This window comes from Chryseobacterium panacisoli (assembly GCF_008274625.1).
GTDB classification, from domain to species: Bacteria; Bacteroidota; Bacteroidia; order Flavobacteriales; family Weeksellaceae; genus Chryseobacterium; species Chryseobacterium panacisoli.
Genome location: NZ_VTRU01000008.1, coordinates 25601 through 48417, shown reverse-complemented (window position 1 = coordinate 48417; position 22817 = coordinate 25601). Strand labels below are relative to the sequence as shown.

The window sequence follows — 22817 nt, the reverse complement described above, 5'->3', positions numbered from 1 at the left end:
ATTGTAATGATTTTTACACCATATTATTCTACAGCCTATCTTGTTCGGCAGTTTTCTTTATTGTTTTTGCATTTTTCACAGACTGATTTCCAAAGTTGAATTTCAGTGAAAAGGAAATGCCCTGAGCATCCGTATAGTCGAGAAAATAATTATCCTGATTGGCGTATTTTGTACTTACTTTCTGGCCTGTTGTTCTGAAAATATCAGTGAATATAAGACTTGCCTCCAGTTTTTTATTCAAGAACTTTCTGTTCATTACAAAATAGGCTGACCAGACAGCAGAAATCGTAAAAGTCCCCTGTATTCCGGGAGAATAGTAACGGTGTCCCATTTCCATTTTCCAATCGCTGTTTTTATCAAGAGTAAAACTTGTTGAGATATTGGATACCCAGTTCCAGACTTTATTTTTATACAGCATTCCGTCAGTCCCTTTGAAATAATTTTCATTGTGTTCAAGGTTTTCAGACATGATGATATTCCACCATGGTTTGACCTGAAAGTTTTTGTACAGACTCAATCCGAAAGCTTCTCCTTTTTCAATATTGGTAAAGTAATAAATGAGGCTGTTGGTGCTTGGTTCCTGATATGAAATTTCCATAGACGGATATATTTCTTTCCGGTAATACAGATCCAGATTCCAGTCTTTCCAGGAATAGGTAAGATTAAGATTATGAGTGATGGTTGCTTTTAGCTTTGGATCACCCTGATAATATGAAAACAGATTATAATAAGACTTTGCAGGATTCAACCATGAATAGGAAGGCCTGCTGATTCTTTTACCATAAGAGAAACCGAATTCCTGTTTATTTTCTGTGGTATATTGTGCGTAGAAAGTGGGAAAGAATTTCCAGTAATTGCTTTTATTCAATTCATAAGGTTCAGAGACCACGCCTTCAAGATCTGTCATCTCTGCCCGGAGTCCTCCTTTGAAATTCCATTTTCCAATATTGTAGGCTAATGAAGAATACAGGGCGAAATTATGTTCTTTATAATCAAAGATACTGCTCTTTTCCGGACGGTATTGCAGTATTCCATCTTCGTTATCAGAAAAATCAAGTGTACTGGTGGTCTTTACAAAACTATATTTTGCCCCGGACTCCAGCTCCAGTTTATCATTTTTCCATTGATAATCGAATTGGGTGGAATACAGCTGAACATCGGCCTTGTTCTTTGTAAGAAAGTTATCTTCTTTTGAAGGCTGGCCTGCAAAGTTCAGATCAGTGATTACATTCTGGTATTTATCTGCGTTGTTTCCGGTAAAATAGTTGATCCATGAAAGACTGCTTTTCTTATTCAGCTTTCTGTCTATCTGAAAACTTACAGAGTTATTAATGGAACGTGAGCGGTGATCGTTGATCGTGGTGTAATTAGACTCTGCGATATCCTGATTATTATAGATGAGTGTAGGAACATTATAGGTTCCGAAGGATTTTGGAGAAAAATACCCTGAGTAGTTGAGGCTTACATTGGTCAGACTGTCCAATTCATATTCCGCATTAAAATTCAGGGTATTCTGGTTATAGTTTTTATCCTTCCTGTTCATCGTACTGATCCATCGGGTCTGGCTTTCCGGATAGTTGACATAGTCTGTTCCTTCCCGGTAGTACGTTCCGAGCCCTCTATAATAGCTTCCCATAATGGAAAGTTTATCTTTTTTATAATATTGGGAAAGACCAAAAACGCCTTTCGCATATTGTGTCTGTACATATTTGGATGAGAGAATCCCGCGGTAGCCTTCAATTTTATTCTTTTTCAGAATGATATTCAGGACTGCACTTCCGGAGGCCTCATATTTTGCAGGCGGATTGGTAATCACTTCTACTGACTTCACATCATCTCCCTGCGTATTTTCCAGAAGGTTTTTGAGTTCATCTCCTGTCAGCATTACTTTTTTATCATTAATAGTCACCAGAATTCCGGTGCTTCCTTTTACGCTCAACACACTATTATTGATGGTAACACTTGGTGTATTCTTTAGAATTTCCCAGGCATTGAGTGATGAAATATTGCTGTTTTCCACATTAAATTCCAGGCGGTCTACTTTTCTTTTCACCAAAGGCTTACGTTTCGTCATTACAACTCCTTCTATTTCCTGAGATTCTTTTTTAAGGATAATATTCAGAAGTTCAGATTCTTTCAGATCAAGCTTTGTCTCAAATAAAGAGTATCCCTGATTTTTAACAACCAGTTTTACATTCTGTTCTGCGATGTCCTCCAGTATAAACTTCCCGTTCTCATCTGTTTTTAATTCTTTGATTAATTCATTCTGAGAATTATACAGTTCTACTATTACCGATGAAAGCTTTTCATTTTCAGTGTTCGTAACTGTTCCTCCAAGTTTTTGTTTCTGGGCAAGAATTAAGACTGGAAAACACAGAAAAAAAAGAATTTTATACATGGCTATTTTTTTATCCTTTCAAACAAAACTTCTGTTCTGTTCTATGGGTACAAAATTCTATATTGAAAAGGAGAATTTCGGTTAATGATGGGTTAATGATAGGTTAATGTCTTTTCTTTAAAATAAGAAAACCTGAATTCGGTAATTCAGGTTTAAAATCAATAGAGTATATTTTTTAAGGATAAGGAATCGCTTTATCCAGTTCAATCGGATTATAATATTTTTTGATGTCTATTTGCGTTTGTTTAGTTAAACCCGCAAACTCCTCTTTACTTTTGATTTGCTGTCCATTAATGCGGACATTCCAGTCCGGTTGAAATTCGGTTCTCATTCTGGCATATGGATCATTATAAAACTCCAGGTTCAGTTTTATCCATTTCTTTAAGTCGATGACAATAGGATCCAGTGAATAATGTCTTTCGAGAAAGCTTTTTGTATCGTATGTTTTTGGCAGATTTTTATTTCGGGAGAAAGAATATATAAAATCTTTCTTATCATCTTCCACATACAGAACCAATCCCGGCAATCCTCTGAATTTATAAGGCCCTTCAGGAATGTTGATATCCGGCGTAAACCAAGCGGTCCAGCTTCTTCCTCCAAATACAGCAGTTGCTTTTTGTAAATTATAATTATTGATCTTTTTAGTATCAGTCTCTATTTTCCACTGAATATTATCTTCGGTTTCAAAAACATAATAATAAGGCATCATCATGATTTGAACAAAGTTTTTATTTTTATTGGAATTTCTTTTTCGGATAATAGATTGTCCGGACTGGCTGGTATGTTGGGAAGAAATTCCTCCGTGAAGAATATTCAGAGAGTCACTTGCTAAAAATTCAAATTCATAAAACTTCACTTCATCAGGATTGATATCCAACACCATTTCTTCTTTATCATAATTGGTCCCGTTAGGTTCAAATCTGTACTGAAGTTCATATATAAAGCGATGGGTTTGGGCATTAATGTGCATCCCAAGCATCAGAATAAGAAGAATAAGTATCTTTTTCATTAAATGGTTATTAATTTTCTAAAATTACCAAAAAACACACTAATTTCCAGGTTAATAAAAGGTTAATGACCAAAATACTATTTCAGTAAAATGTTAAAGTTTTATCTTTGTTTTAATGATAGCCAAGAGTAAAATTCTGATTTCGGTTTTTGCAGCTTTGTTCCTACTTTTACTGGGAATCCAGGTTTACTTTATGTACAAGACCTATCAGGTAAAAGAAAGGGATATTTACAGATCTGTGAATGATGGGCTTACCAATTACACAGACAATCTTGAGGATATCCAAGAAGCCAAAGAAAGGAATGATGATTCTCTTCAGGAAATCATTATACAATATCATAATAAGGAAATCAATAAAAAGGATTTTTTAAATTATTTCATAGAAAACAGAAAGTCCGCCAGAGAAAGGCTGATTCATTATATCGACAGCCGCAACCAAAAAGACGGGTATGAAATTTCTGCAAGAATAAGATACCTTTCTATTGTTCATCTTCCGGACAGCACTAAAGTGATCACTGAACCTATTGTTATTTTTGAAACAAAAGATAAGATCAGAAATCCGCGTATTGCAAGTAATGGAAGCTGGGAAACCTCAACCACCAAAAGAGATGATTCGGATATAGGTCAGGTTGAAAAAAGAAATACCTTTCTTGTCAAAACCCAGACAGATTTCGAGATTAAAAATATAAAAAGTATTGTTTTCAAAGAGCTTACTTTACTGATCATTTGTTGTGTTATACTTCTTTCCGGAGTTCTTCTGCTTTATATTTTCACAATCAGAAATCTGATCCAGCAGCAGAAGCAGGTAGAAGTTCTCCACACCATTGTGGATAACATTTCACATGAGTTTAAAACTCCGATTGCTACTTTAAAAATAGCTTCCAAAGCATTAAAAAAAGAATGGAATCCGGAAACACTTCCTCTTATTGACCGTCAGATTTCCCGGCTTGAAAGTCTGATGTTTCAGCTTCATAAAGATGAAACACCAGATGAAATGATTGAAATACAGCCTGAGGACTGGAACTTTTTTATTCAGGATCTCGCAGTTACTTATCCTGGTATTGATTTTAACCTTGAAAACACCATCTCTCAGAAGCTTCCTTATGATAGAAACCTGATGGAAACAGTCATTAAAAACCTTTGTGAAAACAGTGTTAAATATGGGGCATCTGTTGTAAAAATAAATATCAGTAACAGCTCCCAACAATTGGAAATCGAAGTTTCTGACAACGGCCAGGGCATGGAAACGAAAGAACTGAATAACATTTTTGAAAAATTCTACAGAATACAGAATAACAATATTCATAACAGTAAAGGGCTTGGACTGGGACTTTATTTCGTAAAAAAAATCATTGCCAATTATGGTGGCAAAACAGAGGTATCCAGCCAGCTTAATTTGGGTAGTACTTTTAAAATATCAATTCCTTATGAAAACTAAAATCCTTCTGGCAGAAGACGATCCGGATTTCGGAATGATCCTGAAGCAGTATCTTGAATTGGAAAATTTTGAAGTCAGCTGGTTTCAGAACCCTGAAGATGTTGCGCCGTTACTTCATAATGATTTTCCTTTTCAGATAGGAATTCTGGATGTGATGATGCCCAATATAGACGGCTTTTCACTGGCTAAAATGATCATCAAGGAAAAAAGTAATTTTCCATTGTTATTTTTAACAGCTAAAAATCAAAAAATAGACCGGCTTACCGGCTTGAAAATAGGTGCCGATGATTATATCCCCAAACCCTGTGATCCTGAAGAACTTGTTCTACGAATTAAAAACATTCTGAAGAGAACTCTTCCGGCCACTACAGAAAATCAAATAAAAATCGGAGCATTTTCATTGGATACCACCAAACTGCTGCTGTCACATCCTAACGGAAACAACCGGCTAACTATACGGGAACAGGAACTGCTGCTGTATCTTCTGAAGCATAATCGTACTATCATTACAAGGGATAATATTCTGGATAATCTCTGGGAAACGAATGATTACTTTACCGGGAGAAGTCTTGATGTATTCATCAGCAGACTCCGTAAATATTTCAACAGTGATCCTGAAATAAAAATCCAATCCCTGAGAGGAATTGGATTTGAAGTCGATTTTCCAACCAACTGATTTTTTATAGGGAAAGGTTTACAATCACCGGGAAATGGTCTGAAGGATACAAAAGATTTTCTCTTCTGTCATTGATATGTCGGTGAGATCTTATTTTGAAACCTTGTGTAAAAATATAATCGATTCTGTCTTTTGGAACTTCATTTACATTGAAGCCCGTGAAAGTTCCTACCGGACCGTAATGTTTAGTTTCGGAATGATAGAAAGTGTCTTTCATATTCTGTGAAAGAATTTTAATGGGTTCCGAATCATCTGTCAGATTAAAATCTCCGCTTAACGCTACCGGAAGATTCTTTGGATTCAGTTCTTTTATTTTTTTCAGAATGAGTTCTGAAGATTTTACCCTTGCTACATTTCCTACATGATCGAAATGAAGATTCATCGCCAAAAATTCTTTCTTTGATTTTTTATCTTTAAATACAGCATAGGTACAGATTCTGTTCAGTGCGGCATCCCATCCTTTTGAAGGTTTTTCCGGAGTTTCAGACAGCCAGAATGTCCCTGATTTTACGACTCCAAGTTTGTTGGTATCATAAAAAATAGCAGAAAACTCTCCCTTTTCTTTGCCATCGTCTCTTCCTACTCCTATGTAATCATAGTTCTTTAATCCTGTTTTAATATCTTTCATCTGTTCCGGAAGTGCTTCCTGTACTCCGAAATAATCAGGATGATAATAGGTAAGTAAATCTGCAACATCCTGCTTTCTTTTTGGCCAGGCATTATCTTTATCTGACTCTACACTCAGTCTGATATTGAAACTCATTACGGTAAGGTCCTGTGAAAATCCTAATGCAAAAAGCATTAGAAACACCATTGAAAATCTGAAATTCATATGTTATTTTATCAGTAAGAGACAAAAATAAAACTTCTCTGTGACAGAAAAGCTTTATTGATGTGATTATATTGTTAAATTATCTTTTTCTTCTTCTATAGATATAAAATATTCCTGAAATTCAGATTCTGAAACCGGTCTGTTACTTTCAAGTTTTACAACGCCTATGGTTTTATAGTGAGCCGCCAGTTTAATCCCTTTGCTTTTAAGAAGAGTTTCCAGCTTTTTAACATTTATATCTTTCTTTACAACTGCCAAATAAGTAATCATATGTATACTTGTATTAAACCGTTTCCTATATCTCTGTATTTTAGGCCTTCAATAGGCCTTGCTTTGTTCTCAATAAGCTCCCAGATTTCTTTTGCTGATTTACCCGGAAACTGTTCCATGTATAAAGCTGCAAGCCCTGAAACATGGGGTGCTGCCATACTTGTACCACTCATGCTGTAATATAAATTCTTTTTGTTCTTTGCGTTTTTAGGATAGGCACTTATAATATCTACACCAGGTGCACAGACATTGATACTCCCTCCTGTAGATGGGTTAATACCTGCGTTTGAAAATCTGGCGATCTTCATTTGACTGTCAACAGCTCCAACCGCCATAATAGATTTTGAGTTGGCCGGCATTGAAACAGGTTGCGGAATCTGCGGCCTGTTGCTGTCATTTCCTGCGGCCGCTATTATAAGACAGTTATTTTCCAGTGCCCGCTCTCCAATGGTTTCAAATAGAACAGAAGGCTGATCATCCAGTTTCACCGGAGATGCCAGCGAAAGAGACAGTATTCTGAATTTTTTCGTAATTGCCCAGTCTATAGCGTCTATCACACTGCTGGTAGTACCTCTTCCGTTATCTGCAAGTACTTTCGCTATTTTGAGATTGCAGTCTCTGGCGATTCCATAACGGTTTCCATTGTCACTTCTGATATTTCCTGTAGCAACTCCTGCGCAGTGTGTACCATGTCCGTTGGGATCTCTGTTCCAGTCTTGCCCATCTATGAAAGATTTTCCTTCAATTTCTTCTGAGGAAAAATCGGGATGGGAAGTTTCAAGACCTGTATCCAGAATGCAGACATCAATTCCTTTTCCTGTATAGAGGGTATTTTCCAATCCAATCGCTTTTAATCCCCATTCCATTTCAACAAATGACTGCTGAGGTAAAGGTTTACTGGTGATGTATTTTTCAAGTTCTGAAATTTTTTCTGCGAGTCCGGCAGATTGTTTTTTAAGTTCACTAATCAGCTGCAATTCATCTGCAGGAAAAAATTCCCTTTCTTTTTCGTAATAAATAATAGGATTTGATTCATTTTTCACGGCACTTTTCAACTGATCTTCATCCATATTTTCCACCACAAGAATTCCCAGGTTTTTGTAAAGTACACCGTTGTCCTCATCAATGATTTCATAAGAACGGTTTTCTTTGGAAAGAAGTTCTGAAGAAGTAATATTCACTTCCAGCTCTTTCTCTATTTTTTTAAGTGCCGTTTTCTGCTGATCCTGCAGCAGAACGATATATCTTCCGGTTTCCATAATGATATTTTTTTAAATTAATTTCAGAAATACCTTTTCCAGAATAAGAAAAATATCCTCAGGAATAATGGATAGTCTGAGTTTTTTATTAATCCCGGATATGGCAGTGTTCTGCTCAACCAGTGAGTTCCAGAAACTTTCAATTTTGGGGACAGAATTCATTTCTTTCAGCTTTTCATCATCCAAAATCCCATTTTGGTATAACGAGACAATGATCCCTGAAATAAGTTCTTCTGCATCATCAAGTTTTTTGTTTTCCTTAGTATATATTTCCATCAGAATATCATAAATCCCTTCCATCCCATTGAATGAAAATCCCCCGAGAAGTTCTCGTCTTCCGGTTACAATTTTCTCCATTTTTATGGGATTAAACCCTCTCTTGACTGTTGCAATCATATTCATAATCTTCAACACTTCAGATTCGTGGCTGGTGTTTCCTTTGGTACGGAAATATTCCAGAATCTCATTAAGGAACACATCAAACCGGGCGTCAAAGTCAAATGATTTTGACAGGTATAAACCCTGAACTTCATTGAAGTGCTCCAGAAGTTCCTTAATTTTCTGTACTGTAAAGTGAATAAGTTCCTGCATTACTCAAAAGTTATCTGTTCTATTTCGTTACCGTCTTTATCTTTGTAAGACACAATCCTGATTCCCTCTTCCTCCATTTCTACATGAAGATTGATGAACAGCTTATCTTTATCTTCCGCTGCACTGGTATTGGGATCTATGTAAATATTATTCAGCTTTGCATTGACCAACGTATATTTGTTCAGCAGAACCTTTAAAAAAATTTCTTTCAACTCATCAGTTTCTTCCTCTGTTGTTCCATTCTGAGGCCGAAAGATTCCGGTATTAAGAAGCTGTACTTTATTTCTAAGATCCAGCTTCAGGACTTCATTGGCCGGAAGTTTCCCAAATTTCTGATCGTTTTTTTCCAGTTTACTGAACAGCGTTTTGAACTCTTCGGTCTGGAGCTGTCTTATACTGATTTCAGAAATATTCAGTTTTTTCTCTTTATTCACCAGACGGATTCTCTCATTCATTTCTGTAACAAACTGATCCTGATTTAGTTTGAAATTATATTTGGAGTCTGAATCTATATCTGTAATCTTGATCGGAATATCCATCTTTACACTGGGCAGCGCATATCGTGGAACCTTAAAATATTTAAGATATTCATGACGGGCATATTCTTTTGCAATAAGAACCGCATTTTCGTCTGCTTTTTTACGAGCCTGAATTATCTCGTTGTTGAGATAATCCAGGTAATCTGATAATTTTATCATCTTTCGTAAAATTTATTATTGTGAAAGAAGTCCAAGAACTTTTTCTAATCCTGCAGGCATTTCGTCATTGGTTGCACGTACTTTTACACCCAAAGAATATTCTTTTTCCACTTTGATTCCCGTACTGGAAGTTCTTTTATAAGACACATCCACTTTGAATTTTACAGGTCCCCATCCACCAGAAACTCCTGCATTGATTCCAAATTCATCACTTACATCTTTTGTGTAGGTAGAGTTAAGCTTAACATTGAAATCTACTTCACACGTTTCAATTCTGAAACTTGGAACATTGAGCAATGCAATGAAAGGAACGGTAAGTTCTACCGGATCTGGAATTGTTTTAGGATTGGTATTATCTACCGGTTTATCCGGATCAAAATCCGGGTTGGGAATGTTTTTCGTGTATTTGAATTCCGCCATTCTCAGTTTTTTCGCGCTATTCGGGTTGTTAGGATCCGTAAGCTCGAAACCTACTTCATTGATGAAATTAACGGTGGCAATAGAAGCGTTAGACTGCGCTTTTACACAAGCATCCAAAGGACCGCCAATGATGGTAGCAAAGTCAATACTTCCCAATTCAGCAGCAAAATCCGCACTGGCAGCGTCTGAAGTTTTGAAGATCTCTTCATCAGCAGCTATTTTACCCGCAATAAGCTTCATGATCTCTGAAGATACTCCTGAAAATGATTTTTCCCACTTTGCATCGTAATTCTTTTTGAAGTCTTCAACGATATTCAGCAATTCTTTGTTGGTCAATGTGTTTAATTCTGAAATCTCAATTCCTGATACTTTTTCATAGACTGCCGGAGTAAGAACTTTTTCAACTCCTGACAAGAGGTCGATTAACTCATTTTTTGTTTTTTTGGCGTGGCTTGCTTCAAGCACTGATTTTAATGTTTCCATGTTGTTTTTGTTTTGATTAATATTGTAGGACAAAATTATATCACTGGCCATCACAATATTGCAGGAGAACACCTCTACTTACCCCGGAAAAACACCCTAAAAAATAAAAGCCTGAGCTTACGATGGTAAGCTCAGGCTTTTGTAACAGGTATATTTTGTGGCTGTTTATCTGTCATAAACGCAAAGGCTATATGAATTCTTCTTAATTTTTAAGTAGGCCAAGAAAGCACCAAAGTTGCTGATGAAGCTACATGAATATGCTTACGCTTAGAAAGAATCAATTTCATTGATTCCATCTTTGCTCCCTTAAAAATTAAACATCGGATGTCAGATCTTTGCGTTACATCTAAATTACAGATATAAATCCAATATTTCTATGCCGGTTTTTTGCTATTGTTTTCCAGATTGACATCAGGAACTACTGAATTCGGATCCAACTTCACCTCATCTATTTCTTTTGTAGAATCTACTTTGAATGTCCATTCTGCATTTCTTTTCCAAACCTCAACAGGAATTTTCTCTGTTTGCGCCGTTCCATCTTTGAATTTCAGCTGAACAGTTGTAGGCATCGGCAGCTGGCCAAGGTTTTCAACGGTAATCTGAACTCCGTTTTTAAAGTCACCATTAATGTATTTTACATTTTTAACGGCCTGATCAATTTTCCATTTATTAAAGAACCATCCTCTCCAGAACCAGTTCAGTTCTTCTCCTGAAACATTTTCCATGGTATGGAAGAAGTCCCATGGTGTAGGATGTTTAAAAGCCCAACGGTCAATATATGTTCTGAATGCTTTATCAAATTTTTCAGGTCCGAGAATAGTTTCTCTTAAAACATCTAATCCTGTTCCCGGCTTATAGTAAGCCAAAGCACCAATACTTCTTTCTTTCATATTATCCGGTCCTACCATTACAGGTTCCAGACTGTCTGTTAACAAATATGTTCCTGAACGTGCCAGGTTCGGTTTACGATAATATTCACCTTTATTAAAAGCTTCAGTTGAAAGTCCGTTAATGAACGTATTAAAACCTTCATCCATCCAGGCAAATAACCTCTCATTAGATCCAACGATCATAGGAAACCAGTTGTGCCCAAACTCATGATCTGTAACGCCCCAAAGATCTTCTCCTTTGGAATCCATATGACAAAAAACGATTCCCGGGTATTCCATTCCGCCTTCATTTCCTGCTACATTGGTAGCTGCCGGATATGTGTATTCATACCATTTTTTTGAATAATGTTCTATAGCAGCCTTTGTATATTCTGTAGATCTTCCCCAAGCTTTTTCACCAGCACTTTCTGCAGGATAAGCCGAAATAGCCAATGATTTTTTTCCACTAGGCAGGTTAATTCTTGCAGCATCTAAAATAAATCCGGCAGAAGAAGCCCAGGCAAAATCTCTGGCCTGTGTAATTTTATACTTCCAGGTTTTTGTACCGGAAGCTTTATTTTTACCGATTTCAGATTCAGGACGAATCATCACTGTTTTATCACTGTTTCTTGCCTCATTCCATCTGTTGATTTCTTCTTTGCTGTATACTTCTTTCTCATTCAGAAGCTCTCCGGATGCTACTACATAATGATTGGCAGGAACCGTAATATTGGCTGTAATATTCCCATATTCCAAATAAAACTCCGAAGCTCCAATATAAGGAAGTGTGTTCCATCCCAGAACATCATCATAGACACACATTCTTGGATACCATTGTGCCATGGTAAAAATTTTACCGTTTTTAGTATCCTGTATTCCCATTCTGTCTGACCCATAATCAGGAGAGACAAAGGAGTATTCAATTTCTATTTTGGCCACCCCTCCATTAGCTTTCAGTTCTTTGGGAAGATCAATCTGCATTCTTGTATCGGTAATGGTATATTGTACTTCTTTTTTACCGTCAAGCTTTACTGATTTAATTTTATATCCTCCATTGAATTCTTCACCATGAGCTCCATTTCTGCTTCCCGAAAGTGGAACCACTCCATTTCCTCTGGAATCTTTAGCAAACAAATTCTGATCAAGCTGCAGCCAAAGAAAACCCAATTTGTCCGGGCTGTTGTTGGTATAGGTAATTTCTGCTGTGCCGGTAATCTCTTTTTTATCTTCATTCAGGCTGACGTTCAAATGATAATCTGCTGAATTCTGCCAATACGCATGTCCCGGCTGTCCACTTGCAGAACGGGTTGCTGTACCTGTCTGCGGATAGAAAAACGGTTTAAATGCTTCTACATAATCATATTTTTTGGTTTCCTGCGCGTGTAAAGAGCCTGAAAACAGGATAACAGCAACAGTGGAAACAAGGGTTGGAAGTTTAAAATTCATTTGAAAAGGTATTATTTTACTGTATAGGTAAAAAAAACTCCCGGAATTGTTACACATCCGGGAGCTTTTTTAATATAAGTTTAATTTAATTTGATTTTTTTGCTTTAATCATGGCTTCTAAAGCATCCCACATTTCACGAGGAATTTCTTCAAGCATATTAAATTCTCCGGCTCCCTGAAGCCATTCTCCTCCATCAATCGTTACTACTTCACCATTCATATACGCTGAATAATCAGAAACCAGATAAGCAGCAAGATTGGCAAGCTCCTGGTGTTCTCCTACTCTTCTCAACGGAACTTTTTTCTTCATATCGAATTTCTCCTGAAGATCTCCCGGAAGAAGTCTGTCCCAAGCTCCTTTTGTAGGGAAAGGCCCTGGAGCAATCGCATTGAAACGGATTCCATATTTTGCCCATTCTACAGCCAGTGATCTGGTCATCGCCAAAACTCCTGCTTTTGCACAGGCAGACGGGACTACATAAGCAGAACCTGTCCATGCGTATGTTGTGACAATATTCAGTACAGTCCCTGGGGTTTTAGAATCTATCCAGTGTTTTCCTACGGAAAGTGTACAGTTTTTTGTTCCTTTTAAAACAATATCCAGAATAGAATCAAAAGCGGAATGAGTCAGTTTTTCTGTTGGAGAAATAAAATTTCCGGCAGCGTTATTTAATAAAATATCAATCTTCCCGAATTCTTTTAAGGTAGCTTCTTTCATTGCTTCCACCTCATCCCAGTTTCTTACATCACAAGCTACGCAAAGAACTTTACCGCCTGTTTCGTCTTCCAGTTCCTTTGCTGTAGTTTGTAATTTTTCCAGATTTCTGGAAGTAATCACTACTTTAGCGCCCAGTTCAAGAAAGTATTTAGTCATTGCTTTTCCAAGACCGCTTCCGCCTCCTGTTACAATTGCTACTTTATCTTTTAGTGCACCTTCGCGCAGCATAGGTTGTGTATATAGACTCATAAAATATTTTTTCTTAAAAATAATAAATATTAAAATGCAATCCTTTAAAATAGATTGATAAATAATGCTACAAATAATTATTCTTTATATAGAAGCCGTCTAAACTTTTACATTAATGGTTTTTTAACCACAAAAGGCACAAGAGTTTTAAACACTTATTTTTTTTAGAACCAAACTTTATCCATAATAAGTACACCTCAGTTTTGTGACTTTTGTAGTTTTGTGTGGCTTACACAACTTTTTTATAGTTTTAAAAAGAAAATAGCCTGATAATTACTTACCAGACTATTTTTATCTTTAAAAAAAATGAATATTAAGAAGCCACTACTCCTTTGAAAGAAAGCGTCTTAGGAGTTTTACTGTCACTTGTAGTAACGTTTACAGTCTTCATAAACGGACCTGCTGCCGCTGCGTTATAGCTAGCTTCTACAAATCCTTTTTTTCCTGGCTGGATAGGCGTTTTTGTATAATCAGCTGTAGTACATCCACACGAAGGGGCTACATTCTGAATAATGATTGGTTTTGAACTTGTATTGGTAAATTCAAATCTGATCAATTTTGGTTTTCCCTGAGGAATATTTCCTACATCTATAGATTCTGATTTCCATTTAATTGCATCTGCTACCATTTTTACAATAGAGGGAGTATCTGCAGTAAGTACATTCGCATAAAACGGAGAGAAAGCTAACACTGCTAACAGAGCTGTAATTTTTAATTTTTTCATGAGTATAAATTTTAATATTTGAAACTGATTATTTTCTTTCGGTATAGCAAATGTAAAACAGACCGTGATTACAACTTGTTAACCGCTGTCAAACATTTGTTAACGAGTTGTTAATAATAAAAGATAAATAGATATTTTTGGATAATATTGTTCAGGAAATGAAAATAAAAAGGCTCAATATTATAATAACGCTGGGATTTGTTGCTATTATCGGGATTTTAATAGCACAGCTGCTGTGGACCCGTCAGGCTTATAATCTTGAAGATAAAAAATTCAATCAGAAGGTCAATATTGCCTTAATGGAAGTTGCAGAAAAACTCTCCGGAGGGAAAACATCCTATACCGAAAATCCTGTACAGAATATTGCCAATGATTATTATGTAGTTAATATTAATAATGAATTTCATCCTGTAGTTCTGGAATATTATCTGAAAACAGAATTTACCCGCTTCCAGATCAATACAGATTATGTGTATGCTTTATACAACTGTCACAGTGACAAAATGGTGTACGGAAAGTATATGACTTCACACCAGGAAAGTCCCAGTAACAAAGTGATTAATTTTCCGAAACACAAAAATCTGATCTATTATTTTTCCATCCGTTTTCCTGATAAAACAACTTACCTTATCAGCTCTTTAAGGTTCTGGTATCTTCTTACATTTGCCCTGATCATCATCCTTCTGGTGTATGTGTATTCTATTTATACCATTATTCAGCAGAAGAAATTTTCGGAGCTGCAGCGTGACTTTATCAACAATATGACTCATGAGTTTAAAACTCCGCTGTCTTCGATACTTTTAGCCTCAGAGGCACTCAATAAACAGGATATGGTACAGGAAAACTCTAAACTGCAGACCTATACATCCATCATTATCAATCAAAGTCACAAGCTTAATAATCATATTGAAAAAATATTGAATATTGCTAAGAATGACGCAGCCGGATTATCATTAAAACCTCAAAAAATACTGTTGCTTCCCTTTATTCAGGAGATTGCAGACAGTATACAACACAAGAATAAAGACCTCAGCATTGAAATAGATATTGAAAACAGCGCTTCGGTAATGGCCGATGAGTTTCATTTTACCAACATCATCTACAACCTTTTGGATAACTCCATCAAGTATTGTGAAACAAAGCCCGCGATTAAAATTTCAGCTTATAAAGATTCAAAAGGCTTATATTTAAAGTTCAAAGACAACGGAATGGGTATTCCTGCTAAAAATATTCCTCATATTTTTGAAAAATTTTACAGGGTACACACCAAAAGAAGCGAGGAAGTGAATGGTTTTGGGCTGGGATTATTCTATGTAAAAAAAGTCGTTCAGCAGCATCACTGGAAAATTTCTGTGGATAATAATGAAGATAAAGGAATTACGACTACCCTATTTTTTCCGTTTTCAAATAATTATGTGTAAGTATGGAGAAATCTAAAATTTTATATGCCGAAGATGACAAAACAATAGCTTTCCTGGTAGAAGACAGTCTGGAGAGTTATTATGATATCAGCTGCTATTCAGACGGTGAATCTGCGCTGGAAGCATTTAACAGTCAAAATTTTGATATTTGTCTGCTGGATATTATGATGCCCGGCATGAACGGATTTGAAGTAGCCCAGCAGATCCGCAGTAAAAATTCTGAGATTCCTATTATTTTCATTTCTGCAAAAGCATTAAAAGAAGACAGAATCAAAGGGCTTAAAATAGGTGCCGATGATTATCTGGTAAAGCCATTCAGTATTGAAGAACTGATGCTGAAAATTGAAGTTTTCCTGAAACGCGCAAAAAAAACAGATACTTCTCCTCTAAAATATAAAGTCGGAAAGTATGATTTTGATCCTAAAAACTATACACTGCAGGGCATAGAAAACAGCATTACTCTTACCCAAAGAGAATCTGAGCTGCTTTTGTATTTTATCTGCCATAAGAATCTGGTTGTAAAAAGACAAGACATTTTGAAGGCAATCTGGGGCGATGATGACTACTTTATGGGACGAAGTCTTGACGTATTTATTTCCCGGTTGCGAAAGGTGCTTTCCGAAGAACGGAATGTTTTAATAGAAAACCTTCACGGAATAGGTTTCCGTTTTTCTGAAAAAGAATAAATAATACCCGAATTCATCTAAAACACAACAGCAAATGATGATTTTAATTAATTTTAAACTTTGAAAAATTGTCATTAATGAAAAATCGCAAATCCCTTGTTTTTCTTTCTCTATTATTTTTAAGTGCAAACTTTCATGCCCAAAAATTTGAAAAATTAATACAATACGTCAATCCGCTGATTGGCACCGAAAAGATGGGCCATACTTATCCCGGAGCTACAGTTCCCTTTGGTGCGGTACAGCTAAGTCCTGAGACAGATACCATTTCTTATGAGCTTAACGGAAAATACAATGGTGAGGTTTATAAATACTGCGCAGGCTACCGCTATGAAGATAAAACCATTGTAGGGTTCAGTTCTACCCACTTCAGCGGAACAGGACATTCTGATCTCGGAGATTTTCTGGTGATGCCTACTGTAGGAAAGCTTCAACTGAATCCCGGAGCAGCTTCACATCCTGAAAGTGGTTATAGAAGCAGATTTTCTCACCAAAACGAAACAGCAGAAGCCGGATATTACAAAGTGAAACTGGATGATCACAATATTCTGGCAGAGCTCACAGCCACTCCAAGAGTGGGAATCCACCGCTATACTTTTCCAAAGTCTGACCAGTCTCACATTATTCTGGATCTGATGGCAGGTATTTATAATTATGACGGAAAAAATGTATGGACATACGTGCGTGTAGAAAACGGAAATACCATCACCGGGTATCGCCAGACTAATGGCTGGGCCAGAACCAGAACGGTTTATTTTGCGATGAAGTTTTCAAAACCTTTCAAATCTTATGGCCAGAAAAACTATGATGAGAAGCAGGTTTATAAGGGATTTTGGAGAAAATTTGACCAGAACCAGAATTTCCCTGAGATTGCAGGTAAGAACCTGAAAATGTTTTTTGATTTTGATACCAATGAAAATGAAGCAATTGAAGTAAAACTTGCTATTTCTCCGGTAAGCCAGACCAATGCTTTGGAAAACCTGGAAAAAGAAGCCGGAAATATAACTTTTGATCAGGCTAAAATTCAAGCCCAGGACAACTGGAATAAGGAATTAAATAAGATTGTCATCAGCGGTTCTGATACGGAAAAAACCAACTTCTATACAGCCATGTATCATACCTTTATCAATCCAACTACTTATATGGATGTTAACGGAGAATATAAAGGGCTGGATCAGAATATTCATAAAGCAGAGGGCTTTACGAACTATACTACCTTCTCTCTATGGGATACTTACCGTACTCTTCATCCATTTTTTAATATTATTCAGCCCAAACGAAATAGTGACATGGTAAAATCTATGATGGCTCATTATAATCAGTTTTCTATGAAAATGCTGCCCATCTGGTCCCATTATGCCAATGACAACTGGTGTATGAGCGGTTATCACAGTGTAAGTGTAGTGGCTGATGCTATTATTAAAGGAAATTATGAGGGAGATCCTGAAGAAGCATTAAAAGCCTGTATAGAAACAGCTAATAAAAAAAATTACGAAGGCATTGGGCAGTATATTGATCTTGGATATATTCCGGCCGAGAAAAGCGGAACCTCAGTTTCCAATACGCTGGAATATGCCTATGATGACTGGGCCATTGCTCAGCTCGCAAAACATTTAAACAAAACAGAAATCTACAATCAGTTTATCAAGCGATCTGAAAACTGGAAAAATAATTTCGACAAAACCATAGGATTTATGCGTCCGCGTCTGGCAGATGGAAGCTTTAAGAAAGATTTTGATGTATTAAGCACCCACGGACAAGGCTTTATTGAAGGAAATTCATGGAACTACAGTTTTTTTGTTCCGCAAAATCCTGATGAACTGATCACCATGATGGGTGGAAAGAAAAAATTTGCCTCAAAGCTGGATGAACTGTTCACCATGCATTTACCTGATGAATTCTTTGCAGACACTGAAGATATTACACGGGAAGGAATCATTGGTGGATATGTTCACGGAAACGAACCGGCGCATCATGTTGTTTATTTTTATAACTGGGCAGGACAGCCATGGAAAGCACAGGCACAGATCCGACGTATTCTGGAAATGCAGTATAAAGCAACACCGGACGGACTGGGTGGAAATGATGATGCAGGCCAAATGAGTGCCTGGTATATTTTAAGTACATTAGGATTTTATCCTGTAGCTCCGGGTTCTGAAGATTATTCAATAGGAAGTCCGGCAATTGATAAGGCAATACTGAATCTGGAAAACGGAAAAACTTTTGAAATTGAAGCGATCAATCAAAGCCCGAAAAACGTATATGTTCAAAAGGTTCTTTTGAATGGAAAGGAGATCAAGAATTTTACGCTGAAGCATTCTGAGATTATGGATGGAGGGAAGCTTACTTTTTATATGGGAAGTAAAGCGAAAAAATAAAGAAGATTTTGCAGATCGAGCAGCTGATTAAATATAAATATACGTGAGATTTGTATAATCTTCGAGAACTAAGAATAAGTTTTGGCTAAAGCCAATGGAAGACCAAAAATAAAGAGAGCGGGCTAAAGCCCGCTCCTATTGAATTATCACGACAATCTCAGATTAATCTGAAACTACATGCTTCGATTATATCTTATTAATCTCTTGCTTCAAAAAGCAATCTCTCTCCAAATTTCTCTTCTGCAATCGTACCATTATCATACACAAGATGTCCATTGACAAAAGTATGGGTTACTTTAGAGTGGAAATTCATTCCTTCTAATGGGCTCCAACCGCATTTGTACAGCAGATTATCTTTAGAAACCGTCCAGTTTTCATTTAAATCAACTAAAACCAAATCCGCTTTATATCCTTCCTTTACAAAACCTCTTTTTTCAACTTTGAAAAGGATGGCAGGATTGTGAGACATCTTTTCAACGATTTTCTCTATAGAGATTTTACCGTTTTTAAAGTTTTCCAGCATCACGACTAAGGAATGCTGCACCAAAGGTGCTCCTGAAGGACATTTAGTATACACATTATTTTTTTCTTCTGCAGTATGTGGAGCGTGATCCGTAGCGATAACATCAATTCTGTCATCTAACAGTGCTTCCCAAAGGGCATCTTTGTCTTTTTGAGTTTTTACAGCCGGATTCCATTTGATAAGTCCGCCTTTTGTTTCATAATCCTCATTGGTAAAAGTAAGGTGATGAACACATACCTCAGCAGTAATCTTTTTATCTTTTAAAGGAATATCATTTCTGAAAAGTTCCATTTCCTTTGCTGTCGAAAGGTGGAAAACGTGAAGTCTGGCTCCTGTTTTTTCGGCAAGTTCAATAGCTTTGGAAGAAGAGATATAACATGCTTCTTCGCTTCTGATCAAGTGATGGAATTTTACAGGAATATCTTCACCATACTCATCCATGTATTTTTGAGTATTGGCTCTGATGGTAGCCTCATCTTCGCAGTGAACAGCAATCAGCATTTGGGTATTGCTGAAAATATTTTCCAGGGTTTCCGGATTATCCACCAACATATTTCCTGTAGATGAACCTAAGAATAATTTGATTCCGGGAACATTTCTTGGGTTTGTTTTCAAAACCTCCTCCAGATTATCGTTGGTTCCTCCCATCATAAAACCATAGTTGGCATAAGCTTTTTGGGAAGCAATCTCATATTTATCTGCTAACAGCTCCTGGGTAACAGCATTCGGCACCGTATTGGGCTGATCGATAAAGCTGGTTACTCCACCGGCAATGGCCGCCCTTGATTCACTTTCAATATCGCCTTTATGCGTAAGTCCCGGATCACGGAAATGCACCTGATCATCGATTACCCCCGGAAGAAGATACTTTCCTGAACCGTCAATAATCAGATCTGCCTCATCTGAAATACCTGCAGCGATCCTGGAGATTAAGTCATTTTCTATTAGGATATCGCTTTCAAAGACTTTTCCTTCGTTGACGATATTTACATTTTTTATAAGAACTTTCATTTCAATTTATTTCCCCGTAAAATTAAGATTTTATGTTTTAATTCACCTCAAAATCACCAAACGAATACTTAAAGTTTTACATTTGTAAAAAATTTCGACTTTGTATAAGAAACTATTAGGGCAGACAGCGGTATATGGACTTAGCTCCGTATTGGTCCGTATATTCCCATTCATCATCGCACCCATAGTAACAAAGGCCTTTGGTCCGGCTGCTTCATCACCATTTGTAGACTGGTATTCTATTGCAGGGGTAATTACGGTATTGCTTACACATGGAATGGAAACGTCTTTTTTCCGATTTGCACAAGAGGACAACATTGACAAAAAAACATTGATTTCGACCTGCTCAATGAGTATCATCAGCATGGGATTAATTTACCTAATTCTGGGATATGTATTCAGATTCCAGCTTGCGGAAGCCTTTGAAACCCCAGATCAGGTCAATTATCTAATCATATTTTTATTCATTCTCTCATTGGATGCGTTTTCTACCATTCCATCTGCTATATTAAGGTTACAAGGCAAACCTTTCAAATACATGTTTTCTAAAGTAGCAGGTTCCTTGGTTTACTTTTTACTGGTTTTATTCTTCATCAGATGGCTTCCTAAACACCCTGAAGGGGTATTGGGATTGAAATATAATCCTGACTTCGGTGTTGGCTATGTCTTCGTTGCTAACCTCATCCAAAGTATTATCACTCTTTTGATTGTAGGAAAGGAATTCTTCAGTTTCAGCATTTCCAAATTCGATTTCGGACTATGGAAAAGAATTATGAACTATTCCTGGCCGGTAATGATTGCAGGATTGGCAGGCATTGTGAATCAGACATTGGACAGACAATTCTTGAAATATCTCCTTCCTGAAGAAGAAGCACGCCATCAGATTGGGGTGTATGGAGCGGTTTACAAGATTGCCACCTTTATTACTGTCTTCAGGCAGGCCTACCAACTGGGTATTGAACCTTACTTTTTTTCAAGTTTCAAGAACAAAGATTCTCACAAGACCTATGCTGTACTGATGGATGTTTTTGTTGTCTGCAGCTGCATCATTTATATGGGACTTATGGTAAATCTTCAATGGATTTCGGAAAAATACTTGAGAAACCCGCTCTACTATGAGGGAATCGAAATCATTCCTTTTATAATGCTTGGAGCTTTATTCTTGGGAATCTATCTTAACCTTTCCATATGGTATAAGTTATCAGACCAGACAAGGGTGGGCTTATATATCTCAGTTATTGGAGCATGTATTACCATTCTTATCAATTTCTTATTCATTCCTCAGTATGGATACTGGGCAAGTGCCATGGCAGCACTCATTACATTCATGTCTATGATGATCATTTCCTATGTATGGGGACAAAAGCAGTACCCTATTCATTATAATACAGGAAAAATATTGGTTTATCTCGGTTTCACCATTGGTTGTTCATTGGTTTCCTTCTATTATTTCAGAACCAATTATCTTGTTGGCAACCTATTCCTCATCTTATTTCTGGCTTTGGTAATCTTTAAGGAAAAAGCAATAGTATCCAAAATCATCAAAAGATCTTAAACTTTGGTCTTTATTTTGATAGTAAACAAGCCTATTCAAATATTAAAAAGATATAAATCATATACCAACAAAGGTTTTAATTATTATCTTTAGCCAAATTATTAAAATAACTATAAAAAATTTTTTATATAATTTATGAAAATTATTGTTCCTATGGCTGGACGTGGTTCCAGATTACGTCCCCATACACTGACAGTTCCAAAACCGCTTATTCCTATTGCAGGAAAACCTATCGTACAGAGATTGGTGGAAGATATTGCTAAAGTTGCAGGAGAAAATATTGAAGAGGTAGCTTTTATCATCGGAGATTTTGGTCCTGAGATCGAAAGATCCCTTATTCAGATTGCTGAAAAGCTGGGAGCAAAAGGAAGTATATATTATCAGAACGACCCTCTTGGTACTGCTCATGCCATCAAATGTGCTGAGCAATCTATGCAGGGAGATATCGTTATTGCTTTTGCAGATACCCTTTTCCGTGCAGACTTCCAGTTAGACAAAAATTCTGATGGAGTGATCTGGGTAAAAAGCGTGGAAGATCCATCTGCTTTCGGAGTTGTAAAATTAGATAATTACGGTTTTATCACAGATTTTGTTGAAAAACCGACTACTTATGTTTCAGATCTTGCCATCATTGGCATTTATTATTTCAACAGTGCTGAAAAACTGATGGAAGAGATCAACTATATCATGGACAATGATATTAAAAACGGAGGTGAGTATCAATTGACAACAGCTCTTGAAAACCTTAGATCTAAAGGGGCTAAGTTTACCCTTGGAAAAGTAAACGACTGGATGGACTGTGGTAACAAAAATGCCACTGTAGAAACCAACAGCAAAATCCTTGAATATGAAAGAGTGGAGATGATGAACCACCCTGCTTCTGCTGTGATTGAAAATTCTCTGATTATTCAGCCGTGCTTTATTGGTGAAAATGTAAAAATCTCCAATTCAAAAGTAGGACCCGGAGTTTCATTAGGAAACAATACAACAGTTGTTAATTCTAATATTGAGAACTCCCTGATTCAGGAAAACACCAGAATCAATCACGGAAACCTTTCCAATTCTATGATCGGTAACTCTGCACAATATTTCGGAGTGGCCAGAGAAATTTCTTTGGGAGACTATTCCGTTTTAGATTTTCTATCTAAGTAAAAGAATAGAAATTA

Annotated in this window: 19 protein-coding genes; 7 read left to right on the top strand and 12 right to left on the bottom strand. The window is 36.7% G+C overall.

What is annotated here, in order from left to right; translation table 11 throughout:
* Positions 1 to 28 precede the first annotated feature (28 nt).
* Both FW781_RS21105 and FW781_RS21100 read right to left on the bottom strand, forming a co-directional pair.
* Positions 29 to 2398, bottom strand: a complete 2370-nt coding sequence (locus FW781_RS21105; RefSeq protein WP_149389232.1) for an outer membrane beta-barrel family protein — start codon at positions 2396 to 2398, stop codon at positions 29 to 31.
* Between the two features lie 175 nt (positions 2399 to 2573).
* Entirely contained in the window at positions 2574 to 3407 is an 834-nt protein-coding gene (locus FW781_RS21100; protein WP_149389231.1) for a GLPGLI family protein, read from the bottom strand.
* A gap of 115 nt (positions 3408 to 3522) precedes the next feature.
* Between FW781_RS21100 and FW781_RS21095 the strand changes: the two genes are divergently transcribed.
* Positions 3523 to 4845 (top strand): sensor histidine kinase, encoded by a 1323-nt coding sequence (locus FW781_RS21095; RefSeq protein ID WP_149389230.1) that lies wholly within the window; start codon positions 3523 to 3525, stop codon positions 4843 to 4845.
* A complete protein-coding gene (locus FW781_RS21090) occupies positions 4835 to 5521 on the top strand; it encodes a response regulator transcription factor (RefSeq protein ID WP_149389229.1) in 687 nt (228 codons plus the stop codon). The genes FW781_RS21095 and FW781_RS21090 overlap by 11 nt, the downstream gene beginning before the upstream one ends.
* 4 nt (positions 5522 to 5525) lie before the next feature.
* Here FW781_RS21090 and FW781_RS21085 read toward each other — a convergent pair whose 3' ends face one another.
* The 9 genes from FW781_RS21085 to FW781_RS21045 form a co-directional block, all read right to left on the bottom strand.
* Positions 5526 to 6353 (bottom strand): endonuclease/exonuclease/phosphatase family protein, encoded by an 828-nt coding sequence (locus FW781_RS21085; protein WP_172625776.1) that lies wholly within the window; start codon positions 6351 to 6353, stop codon positions 5526 to 5528.
* 66 nt (positions 6354 to 6419) lie between these two features.
* Positions 6420 to 6623, bottom strand: a complete 204-nt coding sequence (locus FW781_RS21080; protein ID WP_149389228.1) for a hypothetical protein — start codon at positions 6621 to 6623, stop codon at positions 6420 to 6422.
* A complete protein-coding gene (locus FW781_RS21075; protein ID WP_149389227.1) occupies positions 6620 to 7882 on the bottom strand; it encodes a S8 family peptidase in 1263 nt (420 codons plus the stop codon). The genes FW781_RS21080 and FW781_RS21075 overlap by 4 nt, the downstream gene beginning before the upstream one ends.
* Positions 7883 to 7894: 12 nt before the next feature.
* Positions 7895 to 8473: a hypothetical protein gene (locus FW781_RS21070; protein WP_149389226.1), complete on the bottom strand. Its 579-nt coding sequence runs from the start codon at positions 8471 to 8473 to the stop codon at positions 7895 to 7897.
* Positions 8473 to 9171 (bottom strand): hypothetical protein, encoded by a 699-nt coding sequence (locus tag FW781_RS21065; RefSeq protein WP_149389225.1) that lies wholly within the window; start codon positions 9169 to 9171, stop codon positions 8473 to 8475. The genes FW781_RS21070 and FW781_RS21065 overlap by 1 nt, the downstream gene beginning before the upstream one ends.
* Before the next feature lie 15 nt (positions 9172 to 9186).
* Positions 9187 to 10074 (bottom strand): DUF2589 domain-containing protein, encoded by an 888-nt coding sequence (locus tag FW781_RS21060; protein WP_172625775.1) that lies wholly within the window; start codon positions 10072 to 10074, stop codon positions 9187 to 9189.
* Between the two features lie 374 nt (positions 10075 to 10448).
* Positions 10449 to 12389: a M1 family metallopeptidase gene (locus tag FW781_RS21055; RefSeq protein ID WP_149389223.1), complete on the bottom strand. Its 1941-nt coding sequence runs from the start codon at positions 12387 to 12389 to the stop codon at positions 10449 to 10451.
* An 85-nt stretch (positions 12390 to 12474) separates the two neighbouring features.
* Positions 12475 to 13356, bottom strand: a complete 882-nt coding sequence (locus FW781_RS21050) for an SDR family oxidoreductase (protein WP_047382900.1) — start codon at positions 13354 to 13356, stop codon at positions 12475 to 12477.
* 313 nt (positions 13357 to 13669) lie between these two features.
* Entirely contained in the window at positions 13670 to 14080 is a 411-nt protein-coding gene (locus tag FW781_RS21045) for a DUF1573 domain-containing protein (protein ID WP_149389222.1), read from the bottom strand.
* A 137-nt stretch (positions 14081 to 14217) separates the two neighbouring features.
* On the opposite strand from FW781_RS21045, the gene FW781_RS21040 reads away from it, so the two are divergent.
* From FW781_RS21040 to FW781_RS21030, 3 genes are all read left to right on the top strand, one after another.
* The gene (locus tag FW781_RS21040; RefSeq protein WP_317133411.1) at positions 14218 to 15501 is read left to right on the top strand and encodes a sensor histidine kinase; all 1284 of its coding nucleotides are present in this window, start codon (positions 14218 to 14220) and stop codon (positions 15499 to 15501) included.
* 2 nt (positions 15502 to 15503) lie between these two features.
* On the top strand, positions 15504 to 16187 hold the full coding sequence (locus tag FW781_RS21035) for a response regulator transcription factor (protein WP_149389221.1): 684 nt from the start codon (positions 15504 to 15506) through the stop codon (positions 16185 to 16187).
* Between the two features lie 77 nt (positions 16188 to 16264).
* Positions 16265 to 18562 carry a GH92 family glycosyl hydrolase gene (locus FW781_RS21030; RefSeq protein ID WP_149389220.1) on the top strand — a complete coding sequence of 766 codons (2298 nt, stop codon included), beginning with the start codon at positions 16265 to 16267 and terminating at the stop codon, positions 18560 to 18562.
* Between the two features lie 196 nt (positions 18563 to 18758).
* On the opposite strand, the gene FW781_RS21025 is transcribed toward FW781_RS21030, so the two are convergent.
* A complete protein-coding gene (locus FW781_RS21025) occupies positions 18759 to 20096 on the bottom strand; it encodes a dihydroorotase (RefSeq protein WP_149389219.1) in 1338 nt (445 codons plus the stop codon).
* Between the two features lie 100 nt (positions 20097 to 20196).
* Here FW781_RS21025 and FW781_RS21020 point away from each other — a divergent pair, with 100 nt between their 5' ends.
* Both FW781_RS21020 and FW781_RS21015 read left to right on the top strand, forming a co-directional pair.
* Entirely contained in the window at positions 20197 to 21651 is a 1455-nt protein-coding gene (locus FW781_RS21020; protein ID WP_149389218.1) for a lipopolysaccharide biosynthesis protein, read from the top strand.
* 135 nt (positions 21652 to 21786) lie between these two features.
* Positions 21787 to 22803 (top strand): sugar phosphate nucleotidyltransferase, encoded by a 1017-nt coding sequence (locus tag FW781_RS21015; protein ID WP_149389217.1) that lies wholly within the window; start codon positions 21787 to 21789, stop codon positions 22801 to 22803.
* Positions 22804 to 22817: the final 14 nt, after the last annotated feature.

What these genes read in the sequence shown, in the direction of transcription:
- FW781_RS21080 (WP_149389228.1), bottom strand. Translation starts at nt 6,623, where the DNA reads ATGATTACTTATTTGGCAGTTGTAAAGAAAGATATAAATGTTAAAAAG.
- FW781_RS21060 (WP_172625775.1), bottom strand. Translation starts at nt 10,074, where the DNA reads ATGGAAACATTAAAATCAGTGCTTGAAGCAAGCCACGCCAAAAAAACA.
- FW781_RS21045 (WP_149389222.1), bottom strand. Translation starts at nt 14,080, where the DNA reads ATGAAAAAATTAAAAATTACAGCTCTGTTAGCAGTGTTAGCTTTCTCT.
- FW781_RS21090 (WP_149389229.1), top strand. Translation starts at nt 4,835, where the DNA reads ATGAAAACTAAAATCCTTCTGGCAGAAGACGATCCGGATTTCGGAATG.
- FW781_RS21050 (WP_047382900.1), bottom strand. Translation starts at nt 13,356, where the DNA reads ATGAGTCTATATACACAACCTATGCTGCGCGAAGGTGCACTAAAAGAT.
- FW781_RS21065 (WP_149389225.1), bottom strand. Translation starts at nt 9,171, where the DNA reads ATGATAAAATTATCAGATTACCTGGATTATCTCAACAACGAGATAATT.
- FW781_RS21025 (WP_149389219.1), bottom strand. Translation starts at nt 20,096, where the DNA reads ATGAAAGTTCTTATAAAAAATGTAAATATCGTCAACGAAGGAAAAGTC.
- FW781_RS21075 (WP_149389227.1), bottom strand. Translation starts at nt 7,882, where the DNA reads ATGGAAACCGGAAGATATATCGTTCTGCTGCAGGATCAGCAGAAAACG.
- FW781_RS21030 (WP_149389220.1), top strand. Translation starts at nt 16,265, where the DNA reads ATGAAAAATCGCAAATCCCTTGTTTTTCTTTCTCTATTATTTTTAAGT.
- FW781_RS21070 (WP_149389226.1), bottom strand. Translation starts at nt 8,473, where the DNA reads ATGCAGGAACTTATTCACTTTACAGTACAGAAAATTAAGGAACTTCTG.
- FW781_RS21015 (WP_149389217.1), top strand. Translation starts at nt 21,787, where the DNA reads ATGAAAATTATTGTTCCTATGGCTGGACGTGGTTCCAGATTACGTCCC.
- FW781_RS21100 (WP_149389231.1), bottom strand. Translation starts at nt 3,407, where the DNA reads ATGAAAAAGATACTTATTCTTCTTATTCTGATGCTTGGGATGCACATT.
- FW781_RS21095 (WP_149389230.1), top strand. Translation starts at nt 3,523, where the DNA reads ATGATAGCCAAGAGTAAAATTCTGATTTCGGTTTTTGCAGCTTTGTTC.
- FW781_RS21055 (WP_149389223.1), bottom strand. Translation starts at nt 12,389, where the DNA reads ATGAATTTTAAACTTCCAACCCTTGTTTCCACTGTTGCTGTTATCCTG.
- FW781_RS21105 (WP_149389232.1), bottom strand. Translation starts at nt 2,398, where the DNA reads ATGTATAAAATTCTTTTTTTTCTGTGTTTTCCAGTCTTAATTCTTGCC.
- FW781_RS21085 (WP_172625776.1), bottom strand. Translation starts at nt 6,353, where the DNA reads ATGAATTTCAGATTTTCAATGGTGTTTCTAATGCTTTTTGCATTAGGA.
- FW781_RS21035 (WP_149389221.1), top strand. Translation starts at nt 15,504, where the DNA reads ATGGAGAAATCTAAAATTTTATATGCCGAAGATGACAAAACAATAGCT.